Source organism: Corynebacterium gottingense (assembly GCF_003693265.1).
Lineage (GTDB): Bacteria > Actinomycetota > Actinomycetes > Mycobacteriales > Mycobacteriaceae > Corynebacterium > Corynebacterium gottingense.
This window is the reverse complement of record NZ_RDRE01000011.1, coordinates 45,090-58,828: the sequence shown is the minus strand read 5'-3', so window position 1 is coordinate 58,828 and position 13,739 is coordinate 45,090. Positions and strand designations below refer to the sequence as shown.

Sequence of the window (13,739 nt, the reverse complement as noted above, 5' to 3'; positions counted from 1 at the left end):
AAAGGCCCCTGACATGCGTTTTCGTTCCCTCGCAATCGCAGCGTGCGCCGCGACCGCCCTCGTCGTCGCGCCCGCCGCTTCCGCCGACCCCGCTCCGGTCACCGGCGTGGAGCTGAACCAGCCCGCCGACCAGGTCGTCACTTTTGAGGCAAAGTTTGACCTCACCCGCGACAACGAGATCGCCCTGCAGAAGGTGCGCGAGCTGCGCGCCGACATGTGGGACCGCAACGTGCCGTTCAACGGCGAGACCCTGCAGTACGCGGCGAAGGTGAACGGTCTGAAGACGAAGGAAGCGTACGTCAACGACGTGAGGATCGACCACGGCTACGCGCTCATCGCCCTGCAGCGCGCGGTGGAGGAGGCCGGCGGGATCGACCACGATCGCCCGTACAACGAGACGTGCAGCAATGAGTGCGGTTCGCTGTGGACCGCGACGATTCAGGGCGAGCAGCCGTTCGGCGAGAACCTTTCCGGTGAAGAAGACATGGCGAAAGCCATGCACGGTTGGGGCTACGACGAGCTGGACGCCCTGTACGACTCGAATGGCCAGTTCAACAACGCCAACGGCCACCTCTACAACTTGATCAACCCGGACCGCACGTGGTTCGGCGTGGCGTCGGTGCGTACGGCCGAGGGCACCGCCAGCGCGTGGGAGGCCGCGGGCAAGGCCTCCGGCGTGACCGCGTTCCCCGAGGGCGCGCGCACCGAGGCGCTGGCGCGCCCGGCGAACAACGGCGAGACGCCGTCGACGAAGGCGGTTCCGTTGCCGAAGAAGAGCACTCCGAGCAGGGGGCAGGGCACTGTGTCGCTCGGCGGTGGTTCCGAAACCGAGAAGATCATCGGCATCATCTTCGCCATCATCGGCGTCCTGGCCGGCATCTACTCCTTTGTGAAGCAGTACCTGCCGGACGCGCTGCCGAAGTAGGGGCTACGCCGCTGCGGGCGCGGCCTCCTTGCCCGCGTCCCAGACGTCCTTGTCCAAGATCTTCTCGCGCGTGGACACCACGGCGGCCACGACGGCCTGGCCGGTGACGTTGACGGCGGTGCGGCCCATGTCGATGATCGGCTCGATGGCCAGCAGCAGGCCGACGCCCGCCAGCGGCAGGCCGAGGGTGGACAGGGTGAGCGTCAGCATGACGGTCGCGCCGGTGGTGCCCGCGGTGGCCGCGGAACCCAACACGGAAACGATGACGATGAGCAGGTAGTCCATCATGCCTAGGTCAACGCCGTAGAACTGCGCGACGAACAGAGCGGCGATGGCGGGGTAGACGGAGGCGCAGCCGTCCATCTTGGTCGCCGCGCCCAGCGGCATGGCAAAGGACGCGTACTCAGAGGGCACGCCCATGGACTGCTCGACGGTGCGCTGGTTCACCGGCATCACGCCCATGGAGGAGCGGGTGACAAAGCCCAGTGCGGTGACGGGCCAGACGCGCTGGAAAAACTCGACCACGTTGATCTTGTTCATGGCCAGCACGATCGGGTAGAGCACGAAGATGACCAGGGCGAGGCCGATGTAGATGGCCAGGACGAATTGGCCCAGGTTGCTCAGGGCCTCCCAGCCGTAGGTGGCGACTGCGTTGCCGATCAGGGCCGCAGTGCCGATCGGGGCGAGGCGGATGACCCACCACAGCACGACCTGAACCACCTTGAGCAGCGACTCGGAAAACTTAATAAACGGTTCGGCGGACTTGCCCGCCTTCACCGCGGCGACGCCGATGAGCAGGGAGACCACGAGGATCTGCAGCACGTTGAAGTTCACCGACGCGCCCGACTCGGTGACCTTGGCGGTCAGGCCAAGGAAGTTCGATGGGACGACGGAATCCAGGAAGCCCATCCAGGAGCCGGTGGTCGACGGCTCGGCGGCCTCGGCCGCGTCCACGGTGGAGTTCGCGCCGGGCTTGAGCACGGCGCCGACGACGATGCCGATGATGACGGAGAAGAACGCGGTGATGGCGAACCACACCAGCGTTTGCACGGCCAGGCGGGCCGCGTTGGAGACCTGGCGAAGGTTGGCAATCGAGGTCACCACAGCGGTGAACACCAGCGGCGGGATGAGCAGCTTGAGCAGCTGGACGTAGGTGCCGCCGACCCAGTCGAGCAGCCCGGAGAGCCACTCGACGTCGCTACCTGCGGCGATGAAGCCGAGGATGAGGCCGATAATCAGGCCGTAAATCACTTGGGCGCCAAATCCGGTCGCCCACTTTGGAAGAGACATGCGCACTCCAATGCGTTGAAAGAATCTATACAGATCTGTACTTACTCAACGCAGAGTAGCAGCGTGTCACCTAAAAACTAATTCGCTCAACAGACAGACAGGACGGTCTATCTGGGCGTTTTGGCTACGCTCGGAGGGCACACCCAACACAGTGAGGAGCACCAATGTCCGGTATCTACTCGTTCGAGGGGAAGACCCCGCGCATCCACCCCAGCGCCTACATCGCCCCCGGGGCCACCATCATCGGCGACGTCACTATCGCCGAGGACGTCAATATCTGGCCGGGCGCGGTGCTGCGTGGCGACGTCGGCGCCATCGAGATCGGGGCGCGCTCCAACGTCCAGGACGGCTCGGTCATCCATGTGGAGACGGGAAGCACGACCGTCCTCGGGGAGGACGTCACGGTCGGGCACATGGCAATGGTCCACGGCTGCACCGTGGAGCCAGCCTGCCTGATCGGGATGAGCGCGACGGTGCTCTCCGGCGCGCGCGTGGGCGAGGGCAGCATCGTCGGCGGCGGGGCGGTGGTCCTGGAGGGGCAGGTCGTCCCGCCATTTTCCATTGCGGCCGGGGTGCCGGCGAAGGTGCGCAAGCAGCTGGACGCGGAAACCCGCGAGCAGCGGGTGCGCCACGCCGCGGGCTACGTGGAGCTAGCTCGCCGCTACCGTGAGGGGCTCGCGGAGCACGAGGTCTAGCGCGGCGGCGCGGGCAATGTCGCGCACCACCTCAGCGTGGGTGGGGATCATGCGCAGCTCGGGCGCCTGCTCCATTTCTGCGCGCACGGTGCGGGCGAAAGGAGCGGGGGCGTGGGGGTCGTCGATAAACGCGCTCCCCGCGATGACCACCGTGGACGGCGCGTGCTCGGTGCTGAGCTTGGCCACCAGGCTGCCCAGGTCGCGGGCGCGTTCGTCCAGCGCGGTGCGGGTGTCGGGGCTGGAATCCTGGACGGCGTCGAGCAGCGTGGCAAGCCCCGGCTTGTGAATACGCTCGAGCAGGCCGCGCGTGGTCAGCTCGTGCCGCTTCACGCGGATCGGCTGCACGCCGTCGCCGGTGGACACCGCGCAGCCGATCGAGTCGTCCGCGAACAGCGCCATGATCGGCCCGTCGCCAAGGTCCAGGTTCGACTGCATCTCGGAGCCGATGATCGCAGCGCTAATCGACGTCACCTCAACCGGAACAGAAAACTGCTCCCGCAACTGCCCGGCGAGGTCCACGCCGTCCCAGCCCAGGTTCACGGCGATGACGGTGCCGTCCTCCGTCACGGTGCCCGACGTGGTCACGCCGAGGGCGGCGAGGCGCCGCTGCATGCCCGCGGTGAGGCGGTTGAGTGCCGCCATGAGGTGCTGGATGACGTCGTCGGGCGTCATGCTGGCGACGGGCAGCTCGAGGTCGACGCAGCGCAGGGTGCGACCGCGCAGGTCGAAGACGGCGACGTAGGTGAAGTCGGTGCCCACGGCGATGCCGCCGTAGATGGGGTCGGGCTCGGCGAGCTCCAGGGGGATCGTCGGCCGACCGCGCCCGGTGGAGCGGGTGAGGTCGGTTCGCTCGTTGACCAGCCCGGCCTCCGTGAGCGCGGCGATGGCGCGCGTGACGGTCGGCTGGGAGAGCCCGGTGGCTTGCACGAGTTCACTGCGGGACGTGAGGTCCTGCAGGCGAATGAGGTGGAGACACTTCGCCGCGGGGGTCGTCGGGCGAGTGAACGGCAATGTTGTGCAAGTCATGTGAATATATTTACTCACTGGCAGACTGCTTTGTCCAGTCGCCGCCCTAAAAATGGCCGAAAAATGCGGTCTCACCATATGAAAACGTGTGCTCTGAGCAGGACAGACAGCTTGGTTCAAAAGATTTCCGATCGCAGGAAAATTCGCAGGTGGGTTAGAATCCCCAATCATGACGTCAGTTCTCCCGACCGAGCCCACACCCGAGCACGCGCCAGGTGCGATGCCTGGCCGAGAGCCATCGCTTCTCGACGCCACGTGTGAGGACTTCGTCTACGACTACGCCCAGCTCACGCCCACCCTGGGCACGCAGATCGGGCTCGAAGGCTTCGACGCCGACCTCCAGGACTTCAGCCCCGAGTACTGGGACGCGATGGCGGACCGCATCCGCGACCTCATCGCGGACGTCGACGCGCTCAACGACTCCACCGACGCCTCCGACGACGAGGACGACTTTGACGAGGTGGACAGCCTGACCGCCACGATCCTGCGCGACCGGCTGGCCTACCACCTGGAGCTGCACCACCAGGGCGAGTTCCTGCGTCGGCTGAACAACATCGAGTCGCCCGTCCAGACGATCCGCGACTCCTTCCTGCTCATGCCCAAGGTGACGGAGGAGGACTTTGACAACGTCGCGGCCCGCCTGAGCAAGGTGCCCGACGCGCTGTGCGGCTACACCGAATCCCTCTCCGAGGCGGCGAACACCGGCCACGTGGCGTCGCACCGCCAGATCGACGCGGTGATCAACCAGTGCGAGACGCTCGGTGAGTCCGGCTCAACCCTGGACTACCTGGGCCTGCCGCCGGAGTCGAAGGTGGTAGAGGAAGCCAAGGAGGCGTTTGCCAAGTTCGCGGACTGGCTCTCCACCGAGCTGTCGCCGCAGGCAAACCACGAGGACGGGGTGGGCCGCGACCGCTACGAGCTGTTCTCCGAGTACTTCTTGGGCCGCGAAGTGGACCTCGATGAGGCGTACGCGTGGGCGGAAGACGAGTTGCGGGTGACCGTCGATAAGCAACAGGCCCTGGCGCGGCAGCTGTACGGCGCGGAGACGAGCGTGCCGGCGGCGTACCGGCGCCTCAACGAGGATGACCGGTACACGCTGCACGGCACCGACGCGCTGCTGGAGTGGCTGGACAAGGTGAACGCGGAGGTCGTCGAGTGCTTCGCCGGCAGCGAGCTCGACATCCCGGAGGACATGCCCGGGGTGAACACCGCGATCGACCGGGCCGGGTCCGGTGGCGTCTTCTACACCCCGCCGAGCGACGACATGCTGCGCCCCGGCACCATGTGGTGGTCCGTGCCGGAGGGGCAGGAGACCTTCCACACCTGGCAGGAGCTGTCCACCGTGTTCCACGAGGGCATCCCCGGCCACCACCTGCAGCACGGCGCTGCGCTGCTCAACCGCAACGAGCTCAACCTGTGGCGGCGCTCCGTGTGCTTCAACTCCGCGCACGGCGAGGGGTGGGCGCTCTACGCCGAGCACCTCATGGAGAACTTCGGCTGGTTCGAGGACCCCGGCTACCTGATGGGGCTGCTGGACTCGCGGCGCCTGCGCCTGGCCCGCGTGATGGTGGACATCGGCGTCCACCTGAAGAAGCTCTCGCCGGACGGCAGCGGCACCTGGGACGCCCAGTACGCGAAGGCGTTCCTGCGCGACAACTGCGCCATGCCGGAGACGCGCATCTCGTTCGAGCTGGACCGCTACATGGGGTGGCCGGGGCAGGCGCCGTCGTACGCCATCGGCTACCGCGATTGGTGCACGCTGCGCGAACGCGCGCTGGCCCAGGGAATGACTGCCGCCCAGTTCCACACCAAGGCGCTCGGCCTCGGGTCAATGCCCATGGACATGCTCGCCCACGAGGTGCTCAACCACTAGCGCGAAAGCTTCCGCAGCAGGTTGGGCAGGTAGCCGGCGACGATGAGGATGCACACCAGCCGGATGATCTGCAGCGACACCACGGCCGGCCCCGCGCCGCCCTCCGCGGACAGCGCGAGCGCAGTCTCCAGCGCGCCGGGCGTGGTGGCCAGGTAGCCCTCGTAGAGCGAGAGCCCGAGCCACTTAGACATCACCCAGCCGGACGCCGCGCACGCCGCCATGAGCAGCACGATGTAGGCGAGCGTGGCCGGCAGCAGCCGGCTGAACTGCCGCAGCGCCGGCACGGAGAGCCCGCCGCCGCACATCCAGCCGAGGCAGAGGAACGCCCCGACCATGAGCGGCTGCGGCGGGATGATCTGGAACGGGGTGAGCGAACCGAGGAGCGCGGTGAGCAGCATCGGGCCGAACACGCTTGAGTTGGGCAGGCGCAACAGCTTGCCCAGCGGCTGGCCCACCAGCACGATCGCCGGCACGAGCAGCCACATCCACCAGTACGGGTCCGTTTCCTCCGGGGCGTGCGTCTGCGGTGCGCTGAGCAGCCCCGCCACCAGCGGCAGGGTCATAGAGACCACGAGCAGGCGGAGGTACTGCGTGAGGGTCACGTAGCGCACGTCGGCCCCGACGTCCTTTGCAATCGCGGGCATTAACGACGCCCCACCCGCCAGCAATGACAGCACACCGGTCTCCCGCGACACACCGTGGTTGGCCAGCACGAAACCGCCGACGAACGCCAGCACGATCACGAACGCGGCGGCGGCGACGCCGGGAAGGAGAAACGGCAGCAGCTCCCTCGGCGGGATGCCCACCAGCGGCAACGCCGCCATCACGCCGACTGCACCGCGGGCGAGCCGGAACACGCGGTCATCCAGCGGCAGGTCGCTGCCGGTGATCAGCGCCGCGGCGCCGGAGGCGATGATGGCGCCGAGGATCCAGGCTGCGGGCACATGGAGCGCGGAGAGCACCCAGCCCAGCAACACCGAAGCCGGGGCCACAACCATCCAACGCTGCATAGGACCTCATAGTAGCGTTTACTGCCATGGGCACACTTCTCCTGCTCGCGGTGGCGTCGGCGGCGGCCGGGTGGATCGACGCCGTCGTCGGCGGCGAGCGTGCTGGCCACCAACAAGGTCGCGGCGGTGACCGGCACCGCCTCCGCCGCGGCGACGCTGGTGCGCAAGGTTGGCGTCCCGCGGGTGACCTGGGGGTACGCGGTGGCGGCGGGGTGTGCGTCGGCAGGCGGGGCCCTGGCGGTCGCCCTGATCAGCGACTCCGTCATCCGCCCCGCAATCATCGTCCTGCTGCTGGCCGTGGGCGTCTTCATCACGCTGAAGCCCGAGTTCGGGGCGGAGGGGAACCGGCTGATCACCCGGCGGCGCGCGCTCATCGGGCTGGCCATCGCGGCCCCGGCACCGGCATGTTCCTCATTATGGGGTTCACGGCCGTGTTCACCCAGTCGTTCCTGCAGTCCGCCGCGATGGCGAAGGTGATCAACACCGCGACGAACACCGGGGCACTCGTGGTGTTCATCGCGGGCGGCTTTGTTGAGTGGAAGTTAGCGCTCGTGCTTGCTGCGGCGAACGTGGTGGGCGCCCAATTGGGGGGCAAGGACCGTATTGAGCGGCGGTTCAAAACTCGTGCGTATCGCGCTTTTGGTGCTCGTTGTGGTGCTCTGCCTGCGCCTCGGGTGGCAGGAACTGCTGACACGCTCCTAGGGATATGCCAGAATATTGACGTATGGCACACATTGATCGTGACGCAAAAGGAGACGGTTCCGCCAAGAAGCTCACCACCGAGGAGCGGATCTACGCATCCGTGCTCCGCATCGCGCAGCGCGAGGGGTTTAGCGCAACCTCCATCGACGCGGTCGTCGCCGATTCCGGTGTGGCCAAAACGACCATCTACCGTCGCTACGCGGACCGCAAAGAGATGCTGGTCGACGCGCTGGACAACATCGCCATCTCCATCCCCAACATCGTGGACTACTACTCCGAGGATGACGCGCTGACCAAGGAGGCGTTCCGCGAGTACATCACGGAGCTCGGTTCCTTCATCGAGGACAATGTGGGCACCCGCGTCTTCGGCTCGCTCATCGCCTCTGCCGACCCGCTCGTGGTCGCGTGGCGCGAGCGCTTCGAAGAGGCGTTCTACGACAGGTTCATCGAGGACATCGAGGACGCCCAGACGAAGGGCACCCTGCGCCCCGAGGCCGACCCGGGCGTCGTCGGCGCAATGGTCGTCGGTGCTGTGATTCTGCGCTCCACTTTTAACGTGGGCAGCGCGAAGCTGCAGGCCGAGCGCATCACCGAGGTGTTGTGGCCGGTGATTGGCGTTAGCTGAGGGTGAGTGTGCCGTCGATAAGCCTGAGCACCGCGAACGCGGCGCCGACGACAACGATGGCGACGACAACCCACTCGAACGCATTGAACAGGCGCTCCTTGTTGTGCACGCGCGTCCACACGTACGGCACGATGCACGGCAGGACCGCGAGCGCGCCCAGCAGCACGTAGACCGGGTCCGCGGCGTAGACGAGCCACAGCGAGTAGACGAACCCGACCACGCCGATGATGAGGCTGCGGCGGTCGTCCGCGCGGGTGGTGGCCGGCCCGGAGTCGTCGAAACGCTCGCCCGCGTGCGGGTGGCTCAGGCCCTTGCCGCGCGAGGCCAGCAGGATCAGGTACAGCGAGGAGAAGATGTAGGGCAGCAGGTACATGATGGTGGCCAGCTGCACCATCGCGTTGTAGGAGGCCTCGTTGGAAAAGAAGATGATGACAAAGAGCTGGATCACCACCGTGGAGATGAGCTGCGCGCGGAACGGGGATCCCTCGTTGTTCGTCTTGCCCAGGGCCTTGGGCAGCAGGCCGTCGTTGGCCATGAGCACGATCGGCTCCGCGCACAGCATCTGCCACGACACGTAGGCGCCGAGCACCGACAGGCACAGGCCGATGGAGATGAACACGCCGCCCCACGGACCGACGACCGCCTCGAGGACCGCGCCCATCGAGTTTTCCGGCAGCGCCGCCAGCTCCGGCTGGGTGAGCACGCCGTAGGACAGCGTCGACACCGCGACCAGCAGCAGGAGGACGGAGAGGAAGCCGATGATGGTGGCGCGGCCGACGTCCGTGCGCGTGCGCGCCTGCTTGGAGTACACCGAGGCGCCCTCGATACCGATGAACACCCACACCGTGTACAGCATGATGCCCTGCAGCTGCTGGGAAAACGGGATCGAAGAACTTTCGCCCCAAAAGTCCAACGTGAATTTGTCCCAGGAAAAGCCGAGGAAGGCGACGAGGACCACGAAGCACAAAATCGGCACCAACTTGGCCACCGTGGTGATCACGTTCATCACCGCGGCCTGCTTCACCCCGCGCGTGAGCATGGCAAAGATCGTCCAGGTCAGGACGGTCACCGCGCCGGCCAGCACCCAGTCGTTCTTGAACGCCGGCACGTAGTAGCCGATGGTGGAGAAGAACAGGGTGGCGTAGCCCACCTGCGCCATCACGGAGCCCAGCCAGTACCCTAACCCGCTGGTAAAGCCGATGAAGTCGCCCAGGCCCGCGCGCACGTAGGAGTACACGCCGGAGTCCAGGTGCGGCTTGCGACGCGCCAGGATCTGGAACACAAACGCGACAGAGAGCATGCCCACGCCGGCGATCACCCAGCCGATCAGCATCGCCCCGGGGCTGGCCACCGAGCCGATGTTTTGCGGCAGGGCAAAGATGCCGGAGCCGATGGTGGAGCCGATGATCAGGGAGACCAAAGTCCACATAGTTACAGTGTGGGCGCGGGTAGTCATGGCGAATAAGTTACCCGGCGAGCCCCCAAATCTGTTAGTTTTGGTGCTTTTTTGTGCGTGCAGTCGGCGTCGCGCTCCACGGGTCCTCCGGCCACGGGTGCTTGGGGTAGCGGCCGCGCATCTCCTTGCGCACGTCCTGGTACGGGCCGTCCCAGAAGCTGCGGAGGTCGTCGGTGACGGCCAGCTCGCGCCCGGCCGGCGACAGCAGGTGGAAGAGAAGTTTGCGCCCCGCGATCACCGGCGAGTCCGCCAGCCCGAACGCCAGCTGCAGCTTCACCCGTACGAGCGGTCGCCCCGTCGAGTAATCGATCCTGCCGATCGGCAGCCGCTCCGGCGCGAGCTCGTCCAGCTTCGCGGCCTCGGGCCACGGCAGCTGCCGCATGAGTGCGTTGCGCATATTGAGCTCGCTTATCGACGCCCCACCCGCCAGCTCGCCAACCTCCACCGAATAGTCGCCACGCGACACATCGGGCCACGGACTGCCAAGCGCGTCGTGCAGGAAGTCCAGCCGCTGCTTGAGCTTCTGCGCCGCGTCGTCGAGTTGGAGATCCTCCAGGGAGATCCCTTTGAGCGCCCCCTGCGCCTCTTCCGGCGACAGTTTCACTGGCGTCGACGACAGCTCGATCGCGCCGACCGCCCGAACCTTCCGCCCGCGGACCTTCCCGTTGTGCAAGGTTGCTCGGACGGTCTCCTCGACGCGCGCTTCCGGCAGGTGATACGGCGCGGCCTCGCGGATGATGGCGCCGCGGGACGTCCTCTGCACCTCGGCGGCGGCGATCCACTCTTCTTTTCCTGCAAAAGTTGCGCGGGTGCCGCTGGCCAGCAGGTACTCGTCGCCGCCCCGCTTTGCCACCCACTGCGGGAACGCAGTCGCAATCACGTCGCCGTCGGGGACCTTTGAGGTTTTCGGCACGAGCCGGCCGAGCCGCTTCGTGTCCATGTCGCCGAGCCTGGCGACGCACTCCGCCGCCCCCGACCCGTACTCCAGCAGCGCCGCCCCGAGCCGGGGGTCCAGCGGCAGGCCCACAAGTTTTCGGCCAAAAGTGGTGATGGCGTTGTCGGCGTCGAGGGCTCCGAGTTGGCGGAGGGTGGCGTGGGCGTCGGCAAGCGACTGCTCCGGCGGCTGATCGAGCAACGGCAGGTCGGGCGAGCCCCACGCCGCGATGGCGAGCGCGGCGCCGGTGAGGTCGCTGGTGGCAATTTCGGGCGAAATGTCCGCCGCGAATTTTTGGAAGTCATCGCGGGAAAATGCTCGAATGACGTGCCCCGGCCCGAGCCTGCCTGCGCGGCCCGCCCGCTGCTCCGCACTCGTGACGGCCTCCGAGACCGTGACCAGCCCCGTCATGCCGCGGTTGTCGCGCTTGGGCACGCGCGACAGGCCCGCGTCGACCACGCGGCGCACGCCCGGCACCGTGATCGAGGACTCCGCAATACTCGTCGCGACGACGACTTGGGAGCTTCCGTTCAGCGCCTCGTCCTGCTCGGCGGAGGAAAGCCGCCCGTGCAGGGGCTTCGCATCAGCACATGCGCCGTACACCAGGTCCACCTCGCGCGCGCCGGGGACGAAGACGAGGGTGCGCGTTGTGCTGGCCTGCGCCAACTGCGCAACGTGGCGGTAGAAGTCACGCGTGCCCTGGACGCGCTCCGGGTGCGGCGCGTACTCGATGTCCAGCGGGTGGGTCACCGCTTCCGTGGACATGACGTGCGCGCCCATGTGCTGGGCGAACGTGCCCGCGTCGAGGGTGGCGGACATGGCGGCGAGGTAGAGATCGTCGCGAAGCACTGCGACCTCCATGCACATGGCCAGCACCAGGTCGGTGTCCAGCTGGCGCTCGTGGACCTCGTCGAGGATGACTGCATTGACTCCCTCAAGCCCCGGATCCTTGAGCAGGCGGTTAAGGAGTACGCCCGGGGTGACGAACTCGACGAGCGCGCCGTTCTTATGCTCGCCGCGGATGGAGTAGCCAACTTTTTGGCCCAAAGCTGAACCGTCCAGGTGCGCCAGCCTTCTCGCCGCCGAACGCACCGCGACTCGCCTCGGCGCGGTGACGATGGTTTTGCCGACCTTGTTTGCAATCGCCGGCGGCAGCAGCGTCGTCTTACCCGTTCCGGGCGGGGCCTGTACGACGAGCGGGCCGGAATCGGGCAGCTGGTCCAGGGAATCCGCTACTGGCAGACCCTTTCCGATTTTCGCAAGGTCAAACATGAGTTTCCAGGGTAGCGTGAGGGGCATGAGACGTCTCTTCGCAGCGATCGTCCCACCGGCCGAGGTCACGGAGCACCTCATCACTGCCCTGCGCCCGATCCGGGAGTTCTCCGGCACGGAGGTGCGCTGGACGGACCCGGACAACTGGCACATCACGTGCGCGTTCTACGGCAGCCAGCCGAACGACGCCGCCGCGGTGAGCGACCACCTCTCGCAGGCGACGGCGTTTACCCGCCCGCTGCGCCTGCACCTGCGCGGCGCCGGCTGCTTCGACCGCCGCACGCTGTGGATCGGCGTCGGCGGGGACAAGGCGCCGCTCAAGGACCTCATGGCGGACTGCCAGCTCGACCCGGAGCAGTGGCGGCGCCAGCGCGCCCACCTGTCAGTCGCCCGCAGGGGGACGAGGACGCGGGACATGCTGCTTCTCGACGACCACGCCCACGCCCTCTCCATCTACTCCGGCCCCGACTTCACCGTCGACGAGGTGCTCCTCATGGAGTCGCACCGCGGGCAAGGTCGAAGCGGCGGCCCGAAGTACGAGGTCGTGGACCGGTTCTACCTGCGGTAGCGGGCGCTACTTGATGGAGAAGATGAGCATCTCGGTGTCGTCCGGCTTGCCGCGGTAGCGGCCGTCGTTGCCCGGGAAGTTGTTGTCCAGGGCGGTGAGGTAGCGGCCGTCCTTGAGCTGGACGATGGTTTCCACGCTGACCAGCGGGAAGGAGAAGGGGTCGCCGACGCCGTACGCGCGGGCGTCGGACACCATGCCGATCTTGCCCGGGTTTGCAATGTTGAGCAGGTCCACCATCAAGTCCTTCTCCAAGGTGCTGCCCGGCTCCGCATCCTTGAAGCCCTTGACCTCGAAGACCTTCTTCAGTGCCGCGTCGGAGCCCAGGTTGTCGTCGCGCTCGAGGACGAGGAGGCGGCCGTCCTCGGTGAGGAAGGCGTCGCCTAGGTTCGCGTCCTCGGTCTCGGCGACGTAGTTCCAGGTCTTGCCGGTGTACTTGCCTTCCTCGGTGTCGAACTGGGAGACGACGCGGACGTGCTTGTCGGTGGCGTCGTCAAGATAGCCCTCGAAGATGGGGTAGAGGTAGCGCCCGTCGGTGGCCATGGGCTCGAAACCCTTGGAGTTACGCAGGTTGGGGGTTTCCCCGTCCTTCAAGGCCGGGTTGGACGGGCTGGTGACGCCGGGGTAGGGGAACGGGGCGTCGAGAAGCGTGCCGTCCTTGTCAAGGTGCAGGATGTACGGGCCGAACTCTTCGCCGACCCAGAAGGTGCCGTCCTCGGCCTGGACGAAGGATTCGGGGTCGAAATCCGCGCCGGTGAGGAGGCGGTCCTCCGTGTCGTTGTTGACGATCTCCCACGGGATCTTGTGGTTCGGGTCCTTCATCCCGGCGAAGTCGAGCACCTCGACGCCGCCGACGCCCTGCGGGTCCTTGGCGGTTTCCGCGGTCTCCCAATTTGGCCTGACGTGGTAGATGCGCAGCAGGAAGTCGGAGGAGTTGTCCTTGGCGCCGAAGCCGTTATCAGGCAGGGCGTAGAAAGAACCGTCGCCGATCTCGATCATGCCGGAGAAGCCGGGGATGACCTGGCCCTTGAATGGGTGGGTCTGGCCGTTGCCGTCGAACGCGTCCTTACCGGAGTCCGGACCCGGCGCCTGGTAGAGGGCGTCGAGCTTCGCGCGGGCTTCCAGGGTCGGGCCGGTGGTGGTCTCGGTGGTCTCGGTGTTCTGGGTGGCGATCGCGCTGATCGCGCCGCCGACGAGTCCGCCGGCCACGAACACGCCGGCGATGGCGGCGATGACCTGTTCGAGCGTGGCGTCCTTGACCATCTGGTTGAGGGGTGCGGGGAGTTGCATGTGGTGCTACCTCGTTTTCGTTGCATGGTGGGTCGTGCCCAGCGAAGTTTAGGGCGCGTATCCACTTCGCGCTCGG

11 protein-coding genes and 1 pseudogene are annotated in these 13,739 nt (G+C 66.9%); 6 read left to right on the top strand and 6 right to left on the bottom strand.

The genetic code is table 11. From position 1 onward, the window contains the following. The first annotated feature begins 13 nt into the window (after positions 1 to 13). Entirely contained in the window at positions 14 to 925 is a 912-nt protein-coding gene (locus tag EAW56_RS08045) for a CAP domain-containing protein (protein WP_122086041.1), read from the top strand. A 3-nt stretch (positions 926 to 928) separates the two neighbouring features. Here EAW56_RS08045 and EAW56_RS08040 read toward each other — a convergent pair whose 3' ends face one another. Then, positions 929 to 2,215, bottom strand: coding sequence for a dicarboxylate/amino acid:cation symporter (locus EAW56_RS08040; RefSeq protein ID WP_095548073.1), 1,287 nt, complete (start codon positions 2,213 to 2,215; stop codon positions 929 to 931). A 164-nt stretch (positions 2,216 to 2,379) separates the two neighbouring features. Here EAW56_RS08040 and EAW56_RS08035 point away from each other — a divergent pair, with 164 nt between their 5' ends. Beyond that, positions 2,380 to 2,910: a gamma carbonic anhydrase family protein gene (locus EAW56_RS08035; RefSeq protein ID WP_122086040.1), complete on the top strand. Its 531-nt coding sequence runs from the start codon at positions 2,380 to 2,382 to the stop codon at positions 2,908 to 2,910. Here EAW56_RS08035 and EAW56_RS08030 read toward each other — a convergent pair. Then, positions 2,866 to 3,936, bottom strand: a complete 1,071-nt coding sequence (locus EAW56_RS08030) for an ROK family transcriptional regulator (protein WP_095535858.1) — start codon at positions 3,934 to 3,936, stop codon at positions 2,866 to 2,868. The genes EAW56_RS08035 and EAW56_RS08030 overlap by 45 nt on opposite strands. Positions 3,937 to 4,105: 169 nt before the next feature. On the opposite strand from EAW56_RS08030, the gene EAW56_RS08025 reads away from it, so the two are divergent. Beyond that, a complete protein-coding gene (locus EAW56_RS08025; RefSeq protein ID WP_244213389.1) occupies positions 4,106 to 5,809 on the top strand; it encodes a DUF885 domain-containing protein in 1,704 nt (567 codons plus the stop codon). Here the strand turns inward: EAW56_RS08025 and EAW56_RS08020 are convergent. Next, on the bottom strand, positions 5,806 to 6,819 hold the full coding sequence (locus tag EAW56_RS08020) for an AbrB family transcriptional regulator (RefSeq protein WP_095535860.1): 1,014 nt from the start codon (positions 6,817 to 6,819) through the stop codon (positions 5,806 to 5,808). The two genes, EAW56_RS08025 and EAW56_RS08020, sit on opposite strands and share 4 nt — an antisense overlap. A gap of 26 nt (positions 6,820 to 6,845) precedes the next feature. On the opposite strand from EAW56_RS08020, the pseudogene EAW56_RS08015 reads away from it, so the two are divergent. Then, positions 6,846 to 7,521, top strand: a pseudogene (locus tag EAW56_RS08015) (TSUP family transporter). Between the two features lie 22 nt (positions 7,522 to 7,543). After that, positions 7,544 to 8,146: a TetR/AcrR family transcriptional regulator gene (locus tag EAW56_RS08010; RefSeq protein WP_122086037.1), complete on the top strand. Its 603-nt coding sequence runs from the start codon at positions 7,544 to 7,546 to the stop codon at positions 8,144 to 8,146. Here EAW56_RS08010 and EAW56_RS08005 read toward each other — a convergent pair. Beyond that, positions 8,139 to 9,602, bottom strand: a complete 1,464-nt coding sequence (locus tag EAW56_RS08005) for a basic amino acid/polyamine antiporter (protein WP_095546902.1) — start codon at positions 9,600 to 9,602, stop codon at positions 8,139 to 8,141. The genes EAW56_RS08010 and EAW56_RS08005 overlap by 8 nt on opposite strands. Positions 9,603 to 9,636: 34 nt before the next feature. Continuing rightward, positions 9,637 to 11,808: an ATP-dependent RNA helicase gene (locus EAW56_RS08000; protein ID WP_122086035.1), complete on the bottom strand. Its 2,172-nt coding sequence runs from the start codon at positions 11,806 to 11,808 to the stop codon at positions 9,637 to 9,639. A 25-nt stretch (positions 11,809 to 11,833) separates the two neighbouring features. On the opposite strand from EAW56_RS08000, the gene thpR reads away from it, so the two are divergent. Next, a complete protein-coding gene (thpR, locus tag EAW56_RS07995) occupies positions 11,834 to 12,376 on the top strand; it encodes an RNA 2',3'-cyclic phosphodiesterase (protein ID WP_095275281.1) in 543 nt (180 codons plus the stop codon). A gap of 6 nt (positions 12,377 to 12,382) precedes the next feature. Here the strand turns inward: thpR and EAW56_RS07990 are convergent, their stop codons facing one another. Then, positions 12,383 to 13,663, bottom strand: coding sequence for an esterase-like activity of phytase family protein (locus EAW56_RS07990; protein WP_122086034.1), 1,281 nt, complete (start codon positions 13,661 to 13,663; stop codon positions 12,383 to 12,385). Positions 13,664 to 13,739: the final 76 nt, after the last annotated feature.

Excerpts from the sequence above, each read along its gene's own strand:
- EAW56_RS08035 (WP_122086040.1), top strand. The coding sequence starts at position 2,380 with ATGTCCGGTATCTACTCGTTCGAGGGGAAGACCCCGCGCATCCACCCC.
- thpR (WP_095275281.1), top strand. The coding sequence starts at position 11,834 with ATGAGACGTCTCTTCGCAGCGATCGTCCCACCGGCCGAGGTCACGGAG.
- EAW56_RS08000 (WP_122086035.1), bottom strand. The coding sequence starts at position 11,808 with ATGTTTGACCTTGCGAAAATCGGAAAGGGTCTGCCAGTAGCGGATTCC.
- EAW56_RS08045 (WP_122086041.1), top strand. The coding sequence starts at position 14 with ATGCGTTTTCGTTCCCTCGCAATCGCAGCGTGCGCCGCGACCGCCCTC.
- EAW56_RS07990 (WP_122086034.1), bottom strand. The coding sequence starts at position 13,663 with ATGCAACTCCCCGCACCCCTCAACCAGATGGTCAAGGACGCCACGCTC.
- EAW56_RS08005 (WP_095546902.1), bottom strand. The coding sequence starts at position 9,602 with ATGACTACCCGCGCCCACACTGTAACTATGTGGACTTTGGTCTCCCTG.
- EAW56_RS08040 (WP_095548073.1), bottom strand. The coding sequence starts at position 2,215 with ATGTCTCTTCCAAAGTGGGCGACCGGATTTGGCGCCCAAGTGATTTAC.
- EAW56_RS08030 (WP_095535858.1), bottom strand. The coding sequence starts at position 3,936 with ATGACTTGCACAACATTGCCGTTCACTCGCCCGACGACCCCCGCGGCG.
- EAW56_RS08020 (WP_095535860.1), bottom strand. The coding sequence starts at position 6,819 with ATGCAGCGTTGGATGGTTGTGGCCCCGGCTTCGGTGTTGCTGGGCTGG.
- EAW56_RS08010 (WP_122086037.1), top strand. The coding sequence starts at position 7,544 with ATGGCACACATTGATCGTGACGCAAAAGGAGACGGTTCCGCCAAGAAG.
- EAW56_RS08025 (WP_244213389.1), top strand. The coding sequence starts at position 4,106 with ATGACGTCAGTTCTCCCGACCGAGCCCACACCCGAGCACGCGCCAGGT.